The following is a 20,589-nucleotide window of genomic DNA, read 5'->3' as shown; positions in this document are numbered from 1 at the left end:
TCTTATCTCTTTTCTAATTATTATACTATCATATGCATACATAGTGCACTCAAAGTTCCAACAGCCACTCCTGCACCTACATCTGTAGGATAATGTACTCCAAGATAAACCCTTGAAAGTCCCACAAGACTAGCAATTACTATAGATACTACAGCTAATCCAGTAAAGCTTAATGCAATACTAACTCCAATAGAAAAAGCTGCAGTGGTATGACCAGATGGAAATGAATAATCATCTACCCCTATCTTTTTGATATTTAGAGTTGGAAACTTTATATATGGCCGTATTCTATTTTTTAATCTCTTTAAAAAGTGTGTAATACCTCCAGAAGTAATGATTGATAAAGATGCTAAAAATCCTAGGTTCTTAATTCCCTTACTTTTAGACATAACAGTTACCACAACAAAAATCATACAAAATGTAGCAGAGCCCAAAAATGTTATATATGGCATAATTTTATCTAAAAACTTGCATCGTAATTTTTTATTTATAAACTGCAATAGTGTTACATCTACTTTTTTTATTAATTCTATCATAGAGCCCTCCTAAAAATATCATAAATAAATTATATATAAAAATAAGACAAATTAAAAGTTTTTCCTTTAATACTTTCCTGCTTCTCATTTACAATAAATAATTAAAGTTTTATGAATATATTATTTAGATTATTATTATAGTATATTTATTAGGATAAAAGTAGTTTAAATGATAAAATATTTATAAGAAATATGCTTAATTCATATTCATGTTTAGGAGGTCTCTATGGAAATTTTACAATTAAAAGAAATAAAGAAGAAAATTTTAAGAAAACTTTGTAACTCTCATTTCTTAAAATCTGCAAATATATCACAAAAATTTCTTGATAAGCATATAAACTCACCGGTTTTTTTATACACTCTCCAAGACATTTTAGTGGAAAAAGATTTTTCTCCATCTAAAGTTCTTTATCTATGTACTCCTTTATTAAGTGATTTGTATGAAAAAGGTCCTAATGATTGGCTAGTATATTTATATAATTATACTTTAAGTAAGAATTTTAAAGATGCAGTAACTATAGAATTAGACTCTAAATTTACTTCGGGATGTGAAATATTCCTTCGAATTTACAAGATTCTATGCAATTCGGAAAAATCTATATCTTATTCAGATAGTTGGCAAGCAAAATATCCTCTCATAACTTTAACAGATAATGAAATTGAAGAACTTGAAAGAAAAGATGAATATTTAAAATTCACTAAAGCCTTTAATCATGACTATGTATATGAAATGATGAAGCTTAATGGAGAAATATTTAAGTATAATACTTTAGATCACATCTGTGGAGTTCATCACTTAGCTATGTTTTTAGCACGCCAACTTAAAGCTAAAGGATTACCTATAGATTTAGGAAGGGTTTCTGGAGCAGCAGCTGGACATGACATTGGTAAATATGGATGTAAAGGTGAAGAGCTAAAACGAGTTCCACATCTTCACTACTATTACACAGACCAATGGTTTAGAAAGCACAATATAAATTATATTAGAAATATAGCTATAAATCATTCTACTTGGGACTTAGAGCTTGAAAATCTATCCTTAGAATCTTTAGTACTCATATATTGTGATTTTAGAGTTAAAAATGTATTTACTAATTTAGGTACTACTATGCATATTTTTTCTTTATCCGACTCTTTTAAAGTAATTCTTGAAAAACTAGAAAATGTTGATACTAAAAAGGAAGCTCGCTATAAAAAAGTATATGGCAAATTAAAAGACTTTGAAGATTACTTAAAGAGTATAGGTGTAAATGTTGATTTAGATTCCAAGGAGGACACTTTAACTCCTCCACTCCCTCCAATGTACTCTTTGATTAGAGGAAAAGAAATAACTGCTAATATGAAAAATCTAGCAATAAATCATAATATAAATCTTATGTATTTATTACGCGATGAGTACTCATTAAATGCCATATTAGAACATGCTAGAAGTGAGGACAACTGGAAAAATCTTCGCCAATATATAAGAGTATTAGAAGAATATTGTACTTACTTTACTCAAAAACAAAAGCTACAAACTTTAGAATTTCTATATGACAACTTAACTCATAGAGAAGATGACATTCGTCGCCACTGTGCCTATCTAATAGGAAAATTAATAGCTATTTATGATGAAGATTATAGTAAGGAATTACCTAAAAATGTATCTATAGAGAAACCTTATATAAATAGTTATCAATTATTTGAAGAGTACATTTCATTAATGCTTTATCCTAGTGGTAAATTAGTTAATGCTCATAAAAATTGGATTGGCTACAACACTAAAATCATGGTTAATTCCGTTTTTGTAAATTCCAAAAAAATTTTTATGGAAATATATAGAAGTATTATCTTGAAACATTATCTGTCTCAAAATATAATTTCCTTTGAAACTCAGCTGTATTTACTATATACCGCAAAGTATATTTCTTTTGAGTCCTATGATGAAACTTTAGATTCACTCATAGAATTTATTATTGATAAAGTTAAAAAGAGAAATATAGTTATAAGATTAGCGGCTCTTGAAAGTTTAAACGATATAATTCCTAAAATACCACCTACTCATTCTATACGCTATTATATAATTAAAAATCTAGAAGAAATTAAAACTAGAAGGAAAAATTCATCTGAAAATTATTTATATCTAAAAATTTTTACTACTCTCAATATGAATTACCAAATAGATATTTTTAAAACTTACTGTATTGAAGATTATAATAAAGTTCCAGATATCCTACTTAGCAACTTAAAAACAGCTACTAATTGGGTAGTAAAAAAACATCAGATAGATATACTTCTTAATTATTCTCTCTATATAGCACCAACTACAGGACTTCATACTTGCATTCACTTTTGTAATATGTTAAAAGTTAGTGCTATGGAAACTGTTAGAAATAGTGCCGGCTCTTCCATTCTTAAAATCATGCCTAACTTAAATGATTCAGAAAGAAATGAAGTAGCTATAGAGCTTTTACGAGGACTAGAAATTGAAGGTCAAAAGTTTACAGAGTATATATCTCCATTCTTTGGCCAGATAATCTTATGGCTAGCCCCTAATGAACTAGATGAAATTATCGATGATTTAAAAATCAAAATTAAAACTTCAAGTGAAGATGTTAAGATATTAATTCTTAAAGCTATAGGAATTTCCTTATCTAACTATGGTGTATATAAATCTAGATTTAATGAAGATGAAAAGATTTATGATGAAAGATTAAAATCAATGTTATCCATTATTTTAAATGGTATAGGCGATTATAAGGATAAGGTTAAACAAGCAGCCATAATTACTCTTGGTAAGGACATATTTGGAAACTTAACTCTTTCTTTAGATGATAAGTTACATGTTTTCAAATTGATAGCTAAAAAAATTCTTACTCTTATAGGTAATGATGACAATAATAGATTACTTTTATTAACTAATGCAGCCGCTATAAATCACATCTATAGATTTATAGCAGACTATACCTTTTTTAATGGGGAGATTCTTGTAGATACACCTAAGAAAATAGCATTTTTCCCTGGTACCTTTGACCCTTTCTCTTTAGGACATAAGAATATTTGTAATTCAATTCGTGATTTAGGTTATGAAGTATATTTAGCCGTAGACGAATTCTCTTGGTCTAAAAAAACCTTACCTAATCTTTTAAGAAAAATATTAATTAATTTATCAATTTGTGATGAGTTTAATGTATATATATATCCTGAAACTATGCAAGTGAATATATCTAATCCTAATGATTTAAGAATACTTAAGGAATCATTTTCAGGTTCTCAAATATTCTTTGTTTCTGGTAGTGATGTACTTTTAAATGCCTCTTGCTATAGTAAACCTATAGAAAATAACTCAATCCATACCTTTGATCACATAATTTTTGAAAGGGGTAATTCAAAGAAACTTTTAGCTGCTAAATCTCTTATAAATGGTACTGTAGAAGTATTAAAACTTCCAGCTAAATATTCTACCATAAGCTCTAGTCAAATCAGAAACTATATAGATAAAAATAGAGATATTTCAACCTTAGTAGATCCTTTAGTTTCTCAATATATTAATGAAAATGGTTTTTACCAACGCGAACCCCTAGATAAGCTATCTCTAAATGAAAGTTACTTAGATTTTGAGTTTATTGATGAGGTTACTGATAATATAATTTTTAAATTACTCTCTAATTTAAATTCTAGTAATGAAATAAAATCTATCTTATCAGACCTTAAAGATAAGGAAGCTCCTAAACTAGTAGTAATTAAAAATTCTAAAAAAGGTGAAATTTTGGCTATTGCTTCCATGCATTGGGTTCGTTCAAATAATCTTTACGCTGAGGTTAAAGATGAGAAGGTTTCTAGAACGCTTCGTTCCTTATCTACAGGAAGAATGATCTTTATAGATGGCATTTATGTTGCCAATAGAGAAAAAAATAAATTTCTTGAACAAATTATTTTAACTGAAGCTTTATCTTATGCTATTTCTAAAGATTACGAATACGCTGTGTTTAACCCATGTCATAGTTTATTAACTAGCCCAACCTTAGTAGAAACAATGCTATCTCAAGGTTTTGTAAATATTGGCTCTAAAAATAATGAATCTCCTGTATTAGCAGTTAATATGACTAGTCCTTGCATTTTGAACTTAGATGTAGAAAATATTTTAAAGGAACCTTTTAGAAGTAATTCTAAAATTAAGAATGTAATTAATTCTAGAAGAAAATTATTGCAAAGTGCTCTTTCAAAATTATATCCTAACGAACTTCTACTATGCTTTAACAGCGAGGTACTTCATCAAAAAATGATAAAAAATATTTGTTATGAAAACAATATCTCTACTTTCGCAAAAGCATCTAAAGAATACGGTGAAACTATGTGTGTACCTTATGGTGATATTTTAGATAGATACTTGATTCCAAATACTGTTACTAAATCTCTTCATACAGAAAAGTATTATTATAGTGATATGAAAAACTTCTTTATAGGAGAATCTCCATATTATCTATCTTTAAATAACCAGATGAAAATGATAAAATCCTTTAATCGGCCAATTTTTTTAGTAGATAACATTCTACATAAAGGGTATAGGATGAGAGCCTTAGATCCTATACTAATTAAACAAGGCATTAATGTAAAGAAAATTCACTGTGGTATTCTATCTGGTCGAGGAAAAGATTTAATGGATATGCAAAACAGGCAAGTCTCTAGCGTATACTTCATACCTAGACTTAAAATTTGGTTTAATGAAAATGCTTTATATCCATTTTTAGGCGGAGATGCTATATGGAGAGGTGAATTCCCTAAACGAAACTTAATTCCATCAATTAATAGTATATTACCATATACCTATCCAGTATTTATAAAAAATACTTCTCACGAAAATATTTATAATTTTTCTAAAGTTTGTCTTGAAAGTTCTATAGAAATTTTGAAAATACTTGAAAGAGAATACCATAATTTATATGGAAGAAATCTAACCCTGTCCTCCCTAGGCGAAGTAATAACGACTCCTCGTAGCCCTGATATTGGAATGGGAATTGAATATGATTTATCGTCTACTCCATCAACCTTAGTAGAAAAGGATTTAGAACTACTTACTAGACTCGAAAATATGTTATAAAAGGAGTGTTATATATGTTTTACTATATATTTAATAACTATTTAATGATAAGTAATAAATCTGTAACTAGAGATGATTTTATCTCTATAGACGAAGATTTCTGTAAAAACTATACTGGTAAAATTTTTGCATTAACTTCTATAAATTGTGAAGCTTCTAGAAGCTCCTTTATAGTTTCTAATGAAAATCTTTTATTTTTAGATAAAGAGGACTTAAGTATACTTAAATCCTCAAATAAAATAAATAAAACAATACCTATATGGCTAAAAAATGCCATTAAAGAAAAAAGAGTTATCTCCTTAAATACTAATTATCCAAACTTTTTGGATGCAATAGCCTACTCAATTCCTCAGAAATGGAGAATAAATGTAGTCGGTTTAGGAGATGTAGGTGCTACTCTTTTAATTGGCCTTAAACTTCTTGGTCATGATGTTATATCAAGTTTAGGCATTTATGATAAGGATTCCAAAAAGATAGACCGACTTAACTTCGAATTGTCTCAGATTTTGTCTTGTGAAGGCAAAGAAAATAATCTATTAATAACTCCTTTAAAAGAAGAAGATTTATTTAATTGCGATATGTTTGTATTTTGTGTATCTGTAGGTATTCCCCCTATAGGCGAAGAACAAAAAGATGTAAGACTTGTACAGTTTGATGGTAATAGAAAAATTCTTAAAATTTATGGACAAATAGCAAGAGACGCCAAATTCAAAGGAGTCTTTGCAGTAGTATCTGATCCTGTAGATTTATTATGCAAATCTCTTTTTATTGATAGCAATAGAAATAAAGATGGTATCCTTGATTTTCAAGGTCTTGTTCCTGAACAGATTCGCGGATATGGATTAGGTGTTATGAATGGTAGAGCCGCTTACTATAGTAACTTGAGGGAAGATACTAAAAATTATTTACAAGAAGGTAGAGCTTTTGGACCACATGGTGAAGGATTAATTATTGCTAATAGTATTGAAAACTTCAATGAGTCTGCCTCGGATTATCTTACTGAAAAAACCAAGGCTGCAAATCTGGAGGTTCGTGCTACTGGATTCAAACCTTACATAGCTCCTGCCCTATCCTCTGGTGCTCTTAGCATCCTTGATACCATTAAAGGTAACTTTCACTACTCTTCAAACTTTATTGGTGGTACCTATATGGGATGCAAGAATAAATTTCTAAATGGATGTACAGAAAATGAAATATTAGATTTACCTGTAGAATTAATGAATAGATTAGAAAATACCTATAATCTTTTAAATGAATTGTATAATAAAAAATAATAAGAATAAACTGTTTATATAACTAATATTTTTTTTAATAAAAATCTTAATTATGATACTTTGTTAGGAGGGATAATAATAGAAACTTTATATGTGATATTACCAAATAAAAATATATCTCCTATACTTAATAGTATGGTATCTTATTCACTTAAGAATATACATTTTATAGTAATAGATGATTTAGATAACCTCCCTGATTTAACCTATAAAAAATTACTTTTTGTAGCTCAGGTGGAGGATGTTGGTTATGATATTCCTATGATTAACCTTCTAGCAAAACTTCTAGAGAAAGGTAAAGACACCTTAGTTGGATCTACTGGTGCTATTCTCATATATAGTATTGATGATCATGGCACAAAACGTCTTGCCCAAGATATTGTATATATTTCTAATAATATGGGATGTGCTTTTATAGGCCATCCTCTAGTAGAAGCCACTAGCTCTTTAATAAACTTTTCAACTTGGCAAAAGACTATGGATATGTCATTGGAGGATATTTGTTATAAGCTCAGTAGACAACTAGTTAACCGTCTTGTAAATGATAAACCTAACTCTCTTCAAAGCGGGAAAATTTCCGTTATATACTCTAGTCCTCATAAAACCTCTAATACATTAGACCTATGGCATCTAGTGTCTGAACACATTAACTTATTTGAAATTAATGAGATACAAATTGAAAGAGGAGAAGTGCTAGATTGTATTGGATGTCCTTATAAACTTTGTCTTCACTATGGAAAGAAAAAAGGTTGTTTCTATGGGGGTATTATGACCGAAAATGTTCTTCCCGCCATCGAAGAAAGTGATGCCGTAGTTTGGCTATGTCCTAACTATAACGATGCTGTAGCAGCTAATCTAACAGCTGTAATAAACCGTCTTACTGCACTATATAGGAGAAGTAATTTTTATAGCAAATCCATATTTGCAGTAATAGTATCTGGTAACTCTGGTAGCGATTCTGTTGCTAAGCAATTAATAGGTGCTCTTAATATAAATAAAGGCTTTAGACTTCCACCTTATTTCTCTATCCGTGCCATAGCTAATGACCCTAAAACAATCTTTAATGTAGAAAATATAAATATAAAAAGTGAAATCTTTAGTAAAATAATTACAAATAATATAAAGGTGTAGAGATTGCTCTCATACACCTTTATATTATTATTATTTTTATTTACTTACTAGCTAATTTAAATAAATTCAAGTTATTTTTTAAGATCATAATTCCAATTTGTAATACCACCTAAATCACACACATTAGTATACTCTAAATATTCCAGCATCATTGCAGCTCTAGCACTTTTATTTCCACTATAGCAATATACACACACTATAGTATCTTTATCCTGTACTATATCTTCAATATCATGAGAAATATCACTTACAGACATTAATATGGCACCTTCTATATGTCCTTCCTTATAGGCCTGATCATCTCTTACATCTAGTATAATCAACTTCTCATCACTATCCATTTTTCTCTTTAATTCTTCCGCTGAAATTTTTCTCATATTTATTAACCTCCTTTTTTCTTATGTTTGCTGTTCCTACCCTTATATCCTTAACTAAATTAGTTTTAATACTTCATATAATTGACTTTTTTTTATAATATCTATGAACATATACACTCAATATAGCTGCAATAGGGACTGCCACTATCATTCCAATAGCTCCTGCATATCCTCCTCCAATGGTTAAAGCAATTAAAGTCCAGACAGCTGGAAGTCCTACACTACCACCTACCACCTTGGGTTGTATAATATTACCATCAATCTGTTGATATATAATTAAAAGTATAAATCCCCATATTCCAAGTGTAATACTAGAAAACATCCCCAATATAAACGCTACTACAGCTCCTATAGCCGGTCCTATATAAGGAATTACATTACTTACACCTGCTATTACTCCAACTAGTACTGCAAAAGGATGATGTATCATTAGCATAAGTATTGATGAAACAATACCTACAATAAGAGCATCCAATAAAACGCCTCTTATAAATCCTCCTACAACTTCATCTAAATCTATGATAAATTGCTTAAGTACTTTGCCTAATTTTCCTGGAATAAAAGCTCTTCCAAATTTTCTTATAGTCTTAAATAACATCTCTTTATCCTTTAAGAAATAAAAAGTAAATATTATGCTTAGAACAAAATCAACTATAAAAGAACCAAATCCATAAATACTAATAGTAATTATATTAACTATTTCTTGACCAATAACTGCAAATGCTGCTGTTATCTTATCAATATAAGTACTAATTTGCTGATAATTTATATTTAAAGTTGCAAAATATGAATTCAAATTATTTATTCCATTTCTTACTACACTTTCATATTGAGGAATATTATTTATCAATGCTTTTGCATTCTCTAAAAGAGGTGGAATTATAAAGTTAAATATCAATACTACTGAAAGTATAATCATAAAAAAAACTATCACAATACTTATAATTCTATATATCCAATTATATTTATCATTTTCCTTCACATTAATACATTTCTTAATAAAGATTTCAATGCATCTTACTAATGGAAATAACAAATATGAAATTATAGCCCCTATTATTATAGGTCTTATTACACTTAAGAAGCCTAATATTGTATCTTTAATTATATTAATAAAGGTACCACTTCTACTTACTATCTCATAGCCTGCAAAAAGTGCAATTCCTACAATAACAGCAACAACTCCAATATTTATATACTTTCTATCTATATCTAACTTTTTATCAATTCTAAATTTATCCCACATTTACTTTGCTCCTTTATAAAGCTTGTTTCATTTTAATCTAATACCATTATAAATGAAATAATTCATCTATATTTGCATTATAACATGTTTGACCTTAAATTGACAAAAAATAAATATATTATTAACTTTTAACTTATATTAACTAAATCTTTAATTTATCTAATGTAAATTATTTACTCGAATATCAGCAGAATTAATTTTGGTTTTGTATAAATTTTGCATTTAATTAAATATATCTTATCCCTTCTGAAATCTACTAAATAAACATTTTCAAATAATTGATTTGCAAATTGGAAGAATTCTCAATATAATTATAGTAGTTATTTTGTAATTTTAATTTAACTAACTACAAATTTAATTATACAAGGAGATAAAATATGGAAAATATATTTGTTATTTTAAAGGGAATGGTTATTGGGGTATCCAATGTTATTCCTGGTGTTAGCGGAGGAACTATGGCAGTAGTTCTAGGAATTTATGATAAACTTATATCCGTTATAAATAGTTTTTTTAAAGATTGGAAAAAAAATATTTTCTTTCTTGGTGAAATAGCTATAGGTGCTGGCTTAGGTATAATTCTATTTAGTAAATTAATTACTAATCTATTAACAAATCATCCTGAACCAACCAACTTCCTTTTTATAGGATTGATTTTAGGTTCCTTCCCTATGCTATATAAAAGAGCAACAAAAGGAACAGTTAAAAAAATAAATTATCTTTGGTTTATTGTAACATTCATGTTAATGGTAGTTATGTCTATATTCAGTGATGTAGAAGTTAGTACTATAGCTATGACTAGTTTAAGTATGAAATCTTTTATAGCCCTATTCCTAGCAGGTTTCATTGCAGCTGCGACTATGATTCTTCCCGGAGTAAGTGGTTCTTTAGTACTTTTAATTCTTGGCTTATATACCACTTTTACTAATGCAGTTTCTACCTTTAATATCCCTTTACTTATTCCTGGTGGACTAGGTGTTCTTGCCGGTATATTGACTATGACAAAGCTTATAGAATCCTTTATAAGTAAATATCCTCAACCTGCATACTTTGCTATTTGCGGATTAGTTTTAGGTTCTATATTTCCAGTATATCCTGGCTTTACTTTTAATTTATCAGGAATTATATCAATTATAACTTTTTTAATTGGTTTTATTATTACATATATTCTTGGTAATAAAGAAAATAATTAACGCATAGAAAAGAAAGACTGTTTTTAAAATTGAAACAGTCTTTCTTTTCTATGCTAAGTTTTTTTCATCATTTAACCAAATTTTCCATTGAACTTCAACATCATTAATAGAACTCTTTATTATATTAAAGATATCCTCTTCGTCATAGTTTCTTATAATCTTATTTATTATTTCCTTACCATAGGTTTCTTCTATATACTTAACTATAGTCCATGCCCATGTTTTAAATAGGCTTTTACTTTCTTGTATTTCTTTTAAATGTGGTATAATGTCATTCTTTATAGCTTCATCTATAACTTTTTTAACTTCTCCTTCTTTCCATAATTCAGATAAATACATAGCTATTCCTTGTCCTAGCCATGTATATGAAACTTCTGAATTTAAAGATAGAAATTCATGAAATATATGAACTACCTGACTATAAATTATTTTTTTAAGCTGATTCTCATCATAAGTATAAGTAGCTTCTTCTTCATAAGCAAAGGGTGATAATATCAATAGATCATTTTTAGATGTAATAGCTACTTCACTTCTCTTAGATGTATTATTACAACTTAGTTTTAAAATTATTTTACTTATATAATCATATTCCCTTCTGTTCATAGCTAAAATAGCCCTTATAGAAAACTTTCTATCTCCTAATTGAAAATATTTTTCCAATTCTTTATAAGAATAAAGTACTCCTTCCATAACTTCTATTACAAATCTTCTATCATTTCCAACGTAGTAAACTGTAACATTTTCTTTACGTGCGTACTTATAACTTTCTAACATCAATCTATTCCCCCTAAACTCTAGTAACATAACCCAATTTTTCTTATATATTCTATAAAAACTTTATTATTCCTTTTTATTTTCTATAAAGATACTGTGGATTAACTTCTTTGTATTATTCTTACAAAGGTTTATAGGTTTATTAATAGGACTTTTAGTAGACTTTATAGGATATAAATTAGAAACAAAAGGACTTCCACAAAATAGTTCACTAATCTTTATAAAATATTAGCTTATTTTGCGAAAGCCCTTTAATTCATCTTAAAATCTTATATATTCTAATTTTATTCAAAGGCGATTTCTAGAATTTTATAGATATCATCTCTATATAAAGGTTTAAGAGTTCCCAGTGGTGCAAGGATTGCAGCATTATCTGCTATAAAACTTAAATCCTCTTTCTTAACTCCAACCTCTTTTAAAGTTATAGGGGCACCTATTTCCTTGTAGAAGTTTCTTAGTGACTCTATTCCTTTTAGAGCCTTTTCTTCATCATTACCCTCGTTTATATTAAATACATGGCTTGCAAATTTTGCAAACTTCTTAACATCTACCTTGTAAACATATTTCATCCATGCAGGCATCACTATAGCAAGACCTGAACCATGAGCAATATCATTAAGTACTGAAAGAGAGTGTTCTATGGAGTGAGATGCCCAATCTCCTTTTCTACCAACTCCATTTAATCCATTTAAAGCAAGAGTTGCTGCAAAAGCAAGCTCACTTCTTGATTTGTAATTGTTGCTATCTTTTAATAATTCTCTAGTATGAGTAATTACAGTTCTTATAATACCTTCTGAAAGTTCATCAAGCATGTCTGTGCTTTCTGTTCCACCATAGTATGCTTCAAATACGTGGCTTATAGCATCTATTGCTCCATTCGCTGTTTGATTTGATGGAAGAGATCTTTGAACTGAAGGATCTAAAATAGATACCTTTGGATACAATAAAGGTGAGCCAAAGCTCCACTTTTTACCTTCATCTTCATTAGTTACTACACCACCTGAATTCATTTCAGATCCTGTTGCTGAAAGAGTCAATACAGTAAATAGTGGTAATGCTTTTTTAACTCTGCCTTTACCTTCAAAGAATTCCCATACATCGCCTTCATAACAAGCTCCTGCAGCTATAGCTTTAGATGAGTCTATTACACTTCCTCCGCCTACAGCTAAAACTCCATCTACCTTATTCTCTTTAGCTAGTTTTATACCTTCTTGAACCTTTGATAACACTGGATTAGGCTTAACTCCTGATAACTCAATAAACTCTATGTTATGCTTCTTTAGTGACTGTACTACAGTATCATAAACTCCATTTTTCATTATGGAGCCCTTTCCATAAACTATTAATACTTTTTTAACTTCATATTTACTTAAATGATCCCCTATACTTTCTATAGTATTTTCTCCAAATACTAATTTAGTTGGATTACAAAGTGTAAAATTTAACATATTTATTCCTCCTCTTATATTACTATCATCTTTAAGATATACTTTATATTCCTATCAAAATTTAGTATACAACTTAAGAATCCTATTAATTTCTTTTTACTTTAATATATATTTTCCTATATTTCATCAACAAAGTAAATACAAATTACTTTATAGTTATATTGAAATTTATTTAGTATTAACCTAATACCTTTTCTACAAAACTATATATATCAGCCTCAATTTCTATAAGTTTTAATACAGGTTTTCCTTGACCATGTCCAGCATCTTTTTCAACTCTTAGAAATACTCTATCAGGTACTGGTGTAACTTCTTCTAGTGTAGCTACAAATTTGTAAGAGTGACAAGGTAATACTCTATCATCCTTATCTCCTGTGGATATCAAAATAGGTGGATATATAGTTCCATATCTAATATTGTGAAGAGGAGAATATTTTATCATATTATAAAAATCCTCTTTATTTCTTTCACTATCTCCATACTCTGGTATCCAATACCTACCCACGGTAAACTTATGATACCTGAGCATATCTATGACTGGAACTTGAGAAATAACAGCTCCAAATAATTCTGGTCTTTGCACCATACAACTAGCAGTAAGTAGTCCTCCATTGCTTCTTCCTCTTATAGCTAACTTTTTATTGTTAGTATACTTGTTTTCTATAAGCCACTCCCCACAACTTATAAAATCATCAAAACAGTTCTGTTTTTTATCAAGCATTCCATCTCTATGCCAACTCTCTCCATACTCATTTCCTCCTCTAATATTTGCTACCGCATAAATTCCTCCTCTTTTTATAAATATCACTTCTGGAATTCTGAATTCAGGTATTCTATTTAAGTTAAATCCACCATATGCATAAAGAACAACTCTATTTTCACCATTAATCTTTGTATCTTTTCTTCTATTTATAAACATAGGTATTTTAGTACCATCCTTAGAAGAAACAAAGACTTGTTCTGTTATAAAATCTTCAAAATCAATATCCAAATAAGGATACCATATTTTTTCTACATTCTTACTGGTCTCATTTACTTTTAAAATAGTTGTAGGTATAAAGAAAGATGAAAAACTTAAGTATATGTTACCTTCTCCATCATAAGTTAAATCATCAATAGCTCCTAATGCAGGCAACTTTATCTCTTCCATACTGTTACTCTTAAGACTATATAGATATATCTTGTGATGACCATGCTCCATCATTATAATCACTATACTATTTTTTGTATATATAGCACTTTCTATAGGTATATTAATATTCTCTTTTACAATATCTATCCAATCTAATTCATTACTATTATTTATATCCATTTCAATGATTCTCTTGTTTGGAGCCCTATAATCTGTTAAAAAATAAAACTTTTCACCTTGATTTCCTAAAAACTCAAAAGCCTCATCCTTTTCATCTATAAACATCTTAAAGTCGTCTTCTCTTAATTTGCTTATACTTTCTCCTTCATTTAAATTATTTTCGCTTAAATTCACTATTCTTAATGAGCCTATACCAAAGGGTTTATTTCTATACATTAGTATATAGCTTTCATCTTTTGTTACTTTAAGACTATAGGAATACTCACTTTTCTTTTCACCATCAATTACATTTTTATCTTCTATTTGTTTTGTTCCTAGCTTGTGTATAGAAATCATGTTATGAAAAGTAATTCTATGATCATTTACATCATATGCCTCCGGATATCTAGTATAAATCGCACTTTCTCCATCTGGTAACCAGTTAAAGCTTGTAAACTTACACCATGTTAATATATCTGATAATAACTTTTTGCTATTCATATCTAAAAAATATATGGTTTGCCAGTCACTTCCCTTCTCAGATATAGCATAGGCAAGAATACTTTTATTTTCATTGACCCAAAATCCAGTTATAGCACTAGTTCCATCTTCTGATAATTCATTAGGATTTACTAGTTCCTCTTTAGCCTCCTTTAAATTCTTTGCTCTGCATAATCTTGGTTGATTCTCATTTGTATCTTTATACAAGAAGTAATAGTAGTCACCTTGTTTTATGGGGCAGCTACCTTTATCATAATTACTATGACGAGTTATCTCTTCCTTTATATCTTCATAACCTTCATAACTTCTTATAAACTTCTCGCATTTTTCATTATGCTTTCTCACAAATTCTTGAGTTTCATCACTGTCAATATCCTCTAGCCATCTATATGGATCGTATATTTCAGTACCATGATAGTTTTCAATTACATTATCTTTTTTCATATTATCCTCCTTAATCTAAAAATAAACTAGCAAATATACTACTTGATCAAAGGAGTTATCCACTAATTTTGAGACAACTCCCTTATTTATTATAAAATTTCTATTCTCATATAATTTTTCATACAATATAGTTTTATCTTAATATTACCTATGATCTATTCTTCATCAAAATCAAACTCTCTATCTACATATTTAGCTAAAAGCTCAATAGATGCATTAGTATCATCCATACTTATTAATGCATTCGGTCCATGTACATATCTAGTCGCTATTGATATACCTGTGGCCCTAACTCCAAAGTTAGATTTATTGATAGCTCCTGCATCTGTACCCCCGCCATCAATAACATCCAATTGATATTTAATGTTATTTTCCTTAGCACAATTAACCATCTCTTCTACTAAGTATTCATTGCAAATAACTGAACCATCTGAAACCTTAATCGCTGTTCCTCCCCCAACTTTATTACTACCTTCTGGGCAATTAGGGAAATCATGCGCTATTGTAACATCTAAAGCTATTCCTAAGTCTGGATTAATTCTATTTGCTGCAACAGTAGCTCCTCTAAGACCAACTTCTTCTTGAGTTGAAAATACAAAATATAAATCATTATATGGTCTATTGATTTTCTTTAAGGCTCCCACTAATATATAGCATCCAATTCTATCGTCTAGCGCTTTACCTGTTATATTGTTTTCTTTAAGTTCTACATAGTCCCCAACATATGATGCTACATCTCCAACTTTAAGATATTTTTCTGCTTCTTCTTTACTACTAGCTCCAATATCGATATATAATTTTTTAGTATCTGTAGTTAATTCTTTTTCCTTAATTGTGCTAGCTACTAGTCCAATTATTCCATTTCTAAACTTAACTCTATTCATAGATGTACCAATAACCGGAATTCCACCTAATGCTCTAACTCTAATATTCCCCTTATCTTCTATTTTTACAACTTGAAACCCTATCTCATCCATGTGAGCAGAAGCCATAATTTTTTTCTTATTCTCTCCAATTCCAGATTTGTATACGATTAAATTTCCAAGAGCATCTACAGTAATTTCATCTGCTAAATTCTTAATTTCTTCTCTTATTACACTTCTTATTTCTTTTTCATATCCACTAACACCAAAGGCATTGATTAATTTTTCTAATAACATAACATTTCCCCCTTATATATGTAAATTTATTCTATATTTATCATATTATCATAATATTCTATAAAACTCTATAAAAATTTCGTGTATCGAAATTTTAATTTTCCGTAAAGTTTTATACTTTTAAATATTGATTTTATTTTTAAACATTGATATACTAAAAACATAATTTATGGTGATGGAGTTCACCTTAACCGCAATTGCTAATGACTCCTACAGACAACGCTATGGGTGTTTCTGTAGGAGATTTTTTATGTCTAAAACAATTAAACTATTTTAATTTAATATTAATAATTCATAGGTTTATTATCTTTATCTTCATAGCGTAAAATTTAAATTTAAAAAGGAGGACTATCATGGCTACTAGTATAGCGATCATCATATTACTTGCTATTGTTTCTAACTTCATACTTGAAAAAATTAAACTTCCTGGACTTCTAGGTATGTTAATTTTAGGAATTACTATAGGTCCCTACGGATTTAATTTAATCCATGGAGATTTACTAAATATCTCTCCTGATTTACGCAAAATAGCACTTATTGTTATTTTATTAAGAGCTGGTCTAGGAATAAAAACATCTGATTTAAAGAAAATTGGAAAACCGGCAATAAAAATGAGTTGTATACCTGGAATATTAGAAGGTTTTGCTATAGCTTTTACCGCTACTAAACTATTAGGCTTCACCTTTATCCAAGGAGGAATTCTTGGCTTTATAATTGCAGCTGTATCTCCTGCTGTGGTTGTACCTCAAATGATCAATCTTATAGATAATAAAATTGGAACTAATAAGAGTATTCCTACTTTAATACTAGCTGGTGCTTCAATTGATGATGTATTTGCAATCACTATATTAACTAGCTGCCTTGCTTTGTATGCTGGTAAAAGTGTTAATCTAGCTTCTCAACTTTTACAAATACCACTTTCCATAATATTAGGAATAGGACTGGGATTAATATTAGGTTTTATTATTATATACTTATTTAAGAAGTTTAGTATTAATGTGGTTAAAAAGATACTAATTGTTCTAGCTTTTTCTATACTTTTAACTACCTTAGAAACTATCTTTAAAGATAAAGTATTAATTGCAAGTCTTTTAGGAGTTATGACCATTGGCTTTATTCTTACAGAGAAACTCCCTAAAGTCGCTGCTCCTCTCTCTCAAGGGCTTAATCAATTATGGATATTTGCAGAAATTCTACTCTTTGTATTAGTGGGAGCTCAGGTAAATATATCTGTAGCATTCACCTCAGGACCAATAGGTATAGTAATTATTTTTATAGGACTAATATTTAGAAGTATTGGAGTTACAATTTCACTTATAGGTACTAATTTAAATGTAAAAGAGAAGATTTTCTGTGTCATCTCCTATATACCTAAGGCTACAGTTCAAGCAGCCATGGGTGCCTTACCTCTATCTCTTGGTGTTGCATCTGGAGATTTGATTCTAGCAATATCTGTATTATCCATTTTAATAACTGCACCTTTAGGTGCTGTTGGAATAAATGTTTCAAGCAAATCATTATTACAAGTACAAAACTAAAAAATCTACTAATACATAATATAGGACTATTGCTTTATAAATAAATAGTCCTATATTATTTTATATAAAATCTTTCCAATAAGTTTATCCCATACTATTGACTTATAATAAATAAAGTAATATAATTTATTAGTGGAAAATTTTATATACCTCGGTAGGTGAGGTTACTACAAGGATACGGGTTGCTACCGTAAAAGAGTGGAAACATTTTTAACTGGTTAGCAGGTTTTGCCGAACAAAGAAGGCTTAATCTAACGCAATTTCATTGCCTTGCAGAGCTAAAACTTGAACGAGACGTACTATTTTTAGTGCTTGCCTGCGTTTTAGTTTACGGAGGTTTTTTTATTTTATAAATTTTAGGAGGTGTAAGAATCATGGATGATGGTAGTAGTAATATTAGCGATGAAGATTTGATAAGTTTAATGTTTAATCCAATAACAAAATTCTATGTAACTTCTTACCCTCTTTATGGTATTAATTAATTCTATTTTATCTTTCTTTTGAAAGTTAAATTTATTATTAAGTTAAAAATCCATAAACAGATAGAAATATTACATAGTTATTTATCATGGCATTAAACACAAGGTTTAATGCCTTTTTATATCTTCATTGTTTTTTACCCACTACAACCTAGAAATTATATTTTTTTAGTTTTAGTCAATACTTACTTTGACTGATTATAATGCATTGAAATAATAGGAGGGGTAACAATGGAAAACACAATGAAACTAATCAATGAAAAAAAATTCATTGATGCAAGAAAAACTCTTGAAAAAAAGAACGTCGTAGATATAGCCACTTTACTCGGTGAAATGGATAAGGAATCTGTAGTTAAAATCTTTAGAGTACTTCCTAAGGACAAAGCTGCCCATGTATTTTCTTATTTAGATCATGATGAAAGACTATTTATAATTGATTCTATTACTGATAGTGAAATTTCAAATATTATAGATGATTTATTTATTGATGACACCATAGACTTTTTAGAAGAACTACCTGCTAATGTGGTTAAAAAAGTTTTAAGAAACACCGATGAAAATACTCGTAAGATAATAAATCAGTTCTTAAAATATCCTGAAAGTTCAGCTGGAAGTATAATGACTATAGAATTTGCTGATTTGAAAAAGCATATGACTGTAAATGAAGCCATTGATCACATAAAGAAAACAGGTATAGATAAAGAAACTATTCACACCTGCTATGTTTTAGGAGATAATAGAGAGCTTGAAGGCATTATTTCTTTAAGAAAACTTATTTTAAGTGATGAAAATATGCTAATAGAAGACTTAATGAAAACTGAATTTATATATGTTAATACTTTAGATGATCAAGAGAATGTAGCTCAACTATTTAAAAAGTATGACTTGTTATCTATTCCAGTTACTGATAATGAAAAAAAGTTAGTTGGAATAATCACTATTGACGACATAGTAGATATCATTGATCAAGAAAATACAGAGGACTTTCAAAAAATGGCTGCCATGGAACCAAATGAAGAAGAATACTTAAAGACTAGTGTTTGGACTCTTGCTAAGCATAGAATAGTTTGGCTTCTTGTATTAATGATTTCAGCAACCTTTACTGGAAATATTATAAGAAGATTCGAAGATGTTCTATCCTCAGTAGTTGTTCTAGCATCCTTCATTCCAATGTTAATGGATACAGGCGGCAATGCTGGCTCTCAATCTTCAACTCTTATCATAAGAGGTCTCGCTTTAGGAGATATAAAATTATCTGATGGATTTAAGGTTATATTTAAAGAACTAAGGGTGAGCATTGTTACTGGATCCATTCTTTCACTTGTAAATTTCATAAGAATATATTATTTTGAAAAAATTAACTTTTTGATTTCCTTGACTGTATGTATAAGCCTATTCTGTACTGTAGTTTTAGCTAAAATAGTAGGTGGCATACTTCCTATATTAGCTAAAAAATTAAAGCTAGATCCAGCTATTATGGCTAGTCCACTAATTACAACCATAGTAGATGCTGTAGCTTTAACTCTATACTTTACATTATCAGTAAATCTACTACACCTAGCAGTTTAATTTATATTTTAATATACTAAAGGACTACTCCAAAGCAATTAACTTTATCTTAATTGCTTTGGAGTAGTCCTTTAACTTACATAAAAATAGAACTACAAGACCTTAGTCCGTAGTTCTATAGAAAATAGATTATTATCTTCTATTTCTTTCTGCTTTTCTTGCTCTTCTGCAATCTGGGCATCTTACTGGTTCATTTTCGAATCCTTTTTCAGCGTAGAAAGCTTGTTCTCCCTCTGTAAATATAAATTCTTTGCCACAGTCTTTACATAATATTGTTTTATCTGCCATTTTAATTCCTCCATTTTTAAAGATTTACATTCAATTAACCAATTCCCTAAAAACGGAGAAAGTTATAATAGATGTGAATCTTTTTATTTTATGGTTTCAGTTTATCACTTTACTAATTAAATTTCAAGTATTTTTCGAATACTTATATCCATTTTTATACCAATTGTAAGCTTATTTTATTTTAAAAATAACTCAAATTTTATACAGTAAGTCACTCTTTATTATTTAATAAATTTCTATAATTTTATATAAAAATAAAGCTA

14 protein-coding genes and 2 riboswitches are annotated in these 20,589 nt (G+C 28.9%); of the genes, 6 read left to right on the top strand and 8 right to left on the bottom strand.

The features are described 5' to 3' along the window. Nucleotides 1–20: 20 nt before the first annotated feature. On the bottom strand, nt 21–536 hold the full coding sequence (locus ABDZ93_RS13285; RefSeq protein ID WP_343826889.1) for a phosphatase PAP2 family protein: 516 nt from the start codon (nt 534–536) through the stop codon (nt 21–23). A 226-nt stretch (nt 537–762) separates the two neighbouring features. On the opposite strand from ABDZ93_RS13285, the gene ABDZ93_RS13280 reads away from it, so the two are divergent. From ABDZ93_RS13280 to ABDZ93_RS13270, 3 genes are all read left to right on the top strand, one after another. Beyond that, a complete protein-coding gene (locus ABDZ93_RS13280) occupies nt 763–5,616 on the top strand; it encodes a nicotinate-nicotinamide nucleotide adenylyltransferase (RefSeq protein WP_343826888.1) in 4,854 nt (1,617 codons plus the stop codon). Nucleotides 5,617–5,630: 14 nt separating this feature from the next. Beyond that, nucleotides 5,631–6,890: a lactate/malate family dehydrogenase gene (locus tag ABDZ93_RS13275; protein WP_343826887.1), complete on the top strand. Its 1,260-nt coding sequence runs from the start codon at nt 5,631–5,633 to the stop codon at nt 6,888–6,890. A gap of 78 nt (nt 6,891–6,968) precedes the next feature. Continuing rightward, nucleotides 6,969–8,021: a flavodoxin family protein gene (locus ABDZ93_RS13270; protein ID WP_343827004.1), complete on the top strand. Its 1,053-nt coding sequence runs from the start codon at nt 6,969–6,971 to the stop codon at nt 8,019–8,021. A gap of 71 nt (nt 8,022–8,092) precedes the next feature. On the opposite strand, the gene ABDZ93_RS13265 is transcribed toward ABDZ93_RS13270, so the two are convergent. Both ABDZ93_RS13265 and ABDZ93_RS13260 read right to left on the bottom strand, forming a co-directional pair. Continuing rightward, a complete protein-coding gene (locus tag ABDZ93_RS13265; RefSeq protein ID WP_343826886.1) occupies nt 8,093–8,398 on the bottom strand; it encodes a rhodanese-like domain-containing protein in 306 nt (101 codons plus the stop codon). Nucleotides 8,399–8,471: 73 nt separating this feature from the next. Beyond that, nucleotides 8,472–9,644, bottom strand: a complete 1,173-nt coding sequence (locus tag ABDZ93_RS13260; RefSeq protein WP_343826885.1) for an AI-2E family transporter — start codon at nt 9,642–9,644, stop codon at nt 8,472–8,474. A gap of 377 nt (nt 9,645–10,021) precedes the next feature. Here ABDZ93_RS13260 and ABDZ93_RS13255 point away from each other — a divergent pair, with 377 nt between their 5' ends. Further along, nucleotides 10,022–10,834: a DUF368 domain-containing protein gene (locus ABDZ93_RS13255; RefSeq protein WP_343826884.1), complete on the top strand. Its 813-nt coding sequence runs from the start codon at nt 10,022–10,024 to the stop codon at nt 10,832–10,834. Between the two features lie 48 nt (nt 10,835–10,882). On the opposite strand, the gene ABDZ93_RS13250 is transcribed toward ABDZ93_RS13255, so the two are convergent. From ABDZ93_RS13250 to ABDZ93_RS13235, 4 genes are all read right to left on the bottom strand, one after another. Beyond that, a complete protein-coding gene (locus tag ABDZ93_RS13250; RefSeq protein WP_343826883.1) occupies nt 10,883–11,608 on the bottom strand; it encodes a hypothetical protein in 726 nt (241 codons plus the stop codon). A 284-nt stretch (nt 11,609–11,892) separates the two neighbouring features. Beyond that, nucleotides 11,893–13,056, bottom strand: coding sequence for an iron-containing alcohol dehydrogenase (locus ABDZ93_RS13245; protein WP_343826882.1), 1,164 nt, complete (start codon nt 13,054–13,056; stop codon nt 11,893–11,895). A 178-nt stretch (nt 13,057–13,234) separates the two neighbouring features. Further along, nucleotides 13,235–15,292, bottom strand: coding sequence for a prolyl oligopeptidase family serine peptidase (locus ABDZ93_RS13240; protein ID WP_343826881.1), 2,058 nt, complete (start codon nt 15,290–15,292; stop codon nt 13,235–13,237). Between the two features lie 155 nt (nt 15,293–15,447). Continuing rightward, nucleotides 15,448–16,452: a M42 family metallopeptidase gene (locus ABDZ93_RS13235; protein ID WP_343826880.1), complete on the bottom strand. Its 1,005-nt coding sequence runs from the start codon at nt 16,450–16,452 to the stop codon at nt 15,448–15,450. A 162-nt stretch (nt 16,453–16,614) separates the two neighbouring features. Continuing rightward, a riboswitch (Fluoride riboswitch) is annotated at nt 16,615–16,672 on the top strand. A 133-nt stretch (nt 16,673–16,805) separates the two neighbouring features. Between ABDZ93_RS13235 and ABDZ93_RS13230 the strand changes: the two genes are divergently transcribed. Both ABDZ93_RS13230 and mgtE read left to right on the top strand, forming a co-directional pair. After that, complete coding sequence (locus ABDZ93_RS13230) at nt 16,806–17,990, top strand: cation:proton antiporter domain-containing protein (RefSeq protein WP_343826879.1); 1,185 nt, start codon at nt 16,806–16,808, stop codon at nt 17,988–17,990. Nucleotides 17,991–18,133: 143 nt separating this feature from the next. Continuing rightward, nucleotides 18,134–18,293: riboswitch (M-box (ykoK) riboswitch) on the top strand. Nucleotides 18,294–18,700: 407 nt separating this feature from the next. Then, nucleotides 18,701–20,038 carry a magnesium transporter gene (gene mgtE / locus ABDZ93_RS13225; protein WP_343826878.1) on the top strand — a complete coding sequence of 446 codons (1,338 nt, stop codon included), beginning with the start codon at nt 18,701–18,703 and terminating at the stop codon, nt 20,036–20,038. Nucleotides 20,039–20,170: 132 nt separating this feature from the next. Here the strand turns inward: mgtE and ABDZ93_RS13220 are convergent, their stop codons facing one another. After that, on the bottom strand, nt 20,171–20,326 hold the full coding sequence (locus ABDZ93_RS13220) for a zinc-ribbon domain-containing protein (RefSeq protein WP_035132598.1): 156 nt from the start codon (nt 20,324–20,326) through the stop codon (nt 20,171–20,173). Nucleotides 20,327–20,589 lie beyond the last annotated feature (263 nt).

Source organism: Clostridium subterminale, assembly GCF_039521425.1.
Lineage (GTDB): Bacteria > Bacillota > Clostridia > Clostridiales > Clostridiaceae > Clostridium_J > Clostridium_J subterminale.
This window is presented reverse-complemented; position numbering and strand designations above follow the sequence as displayed.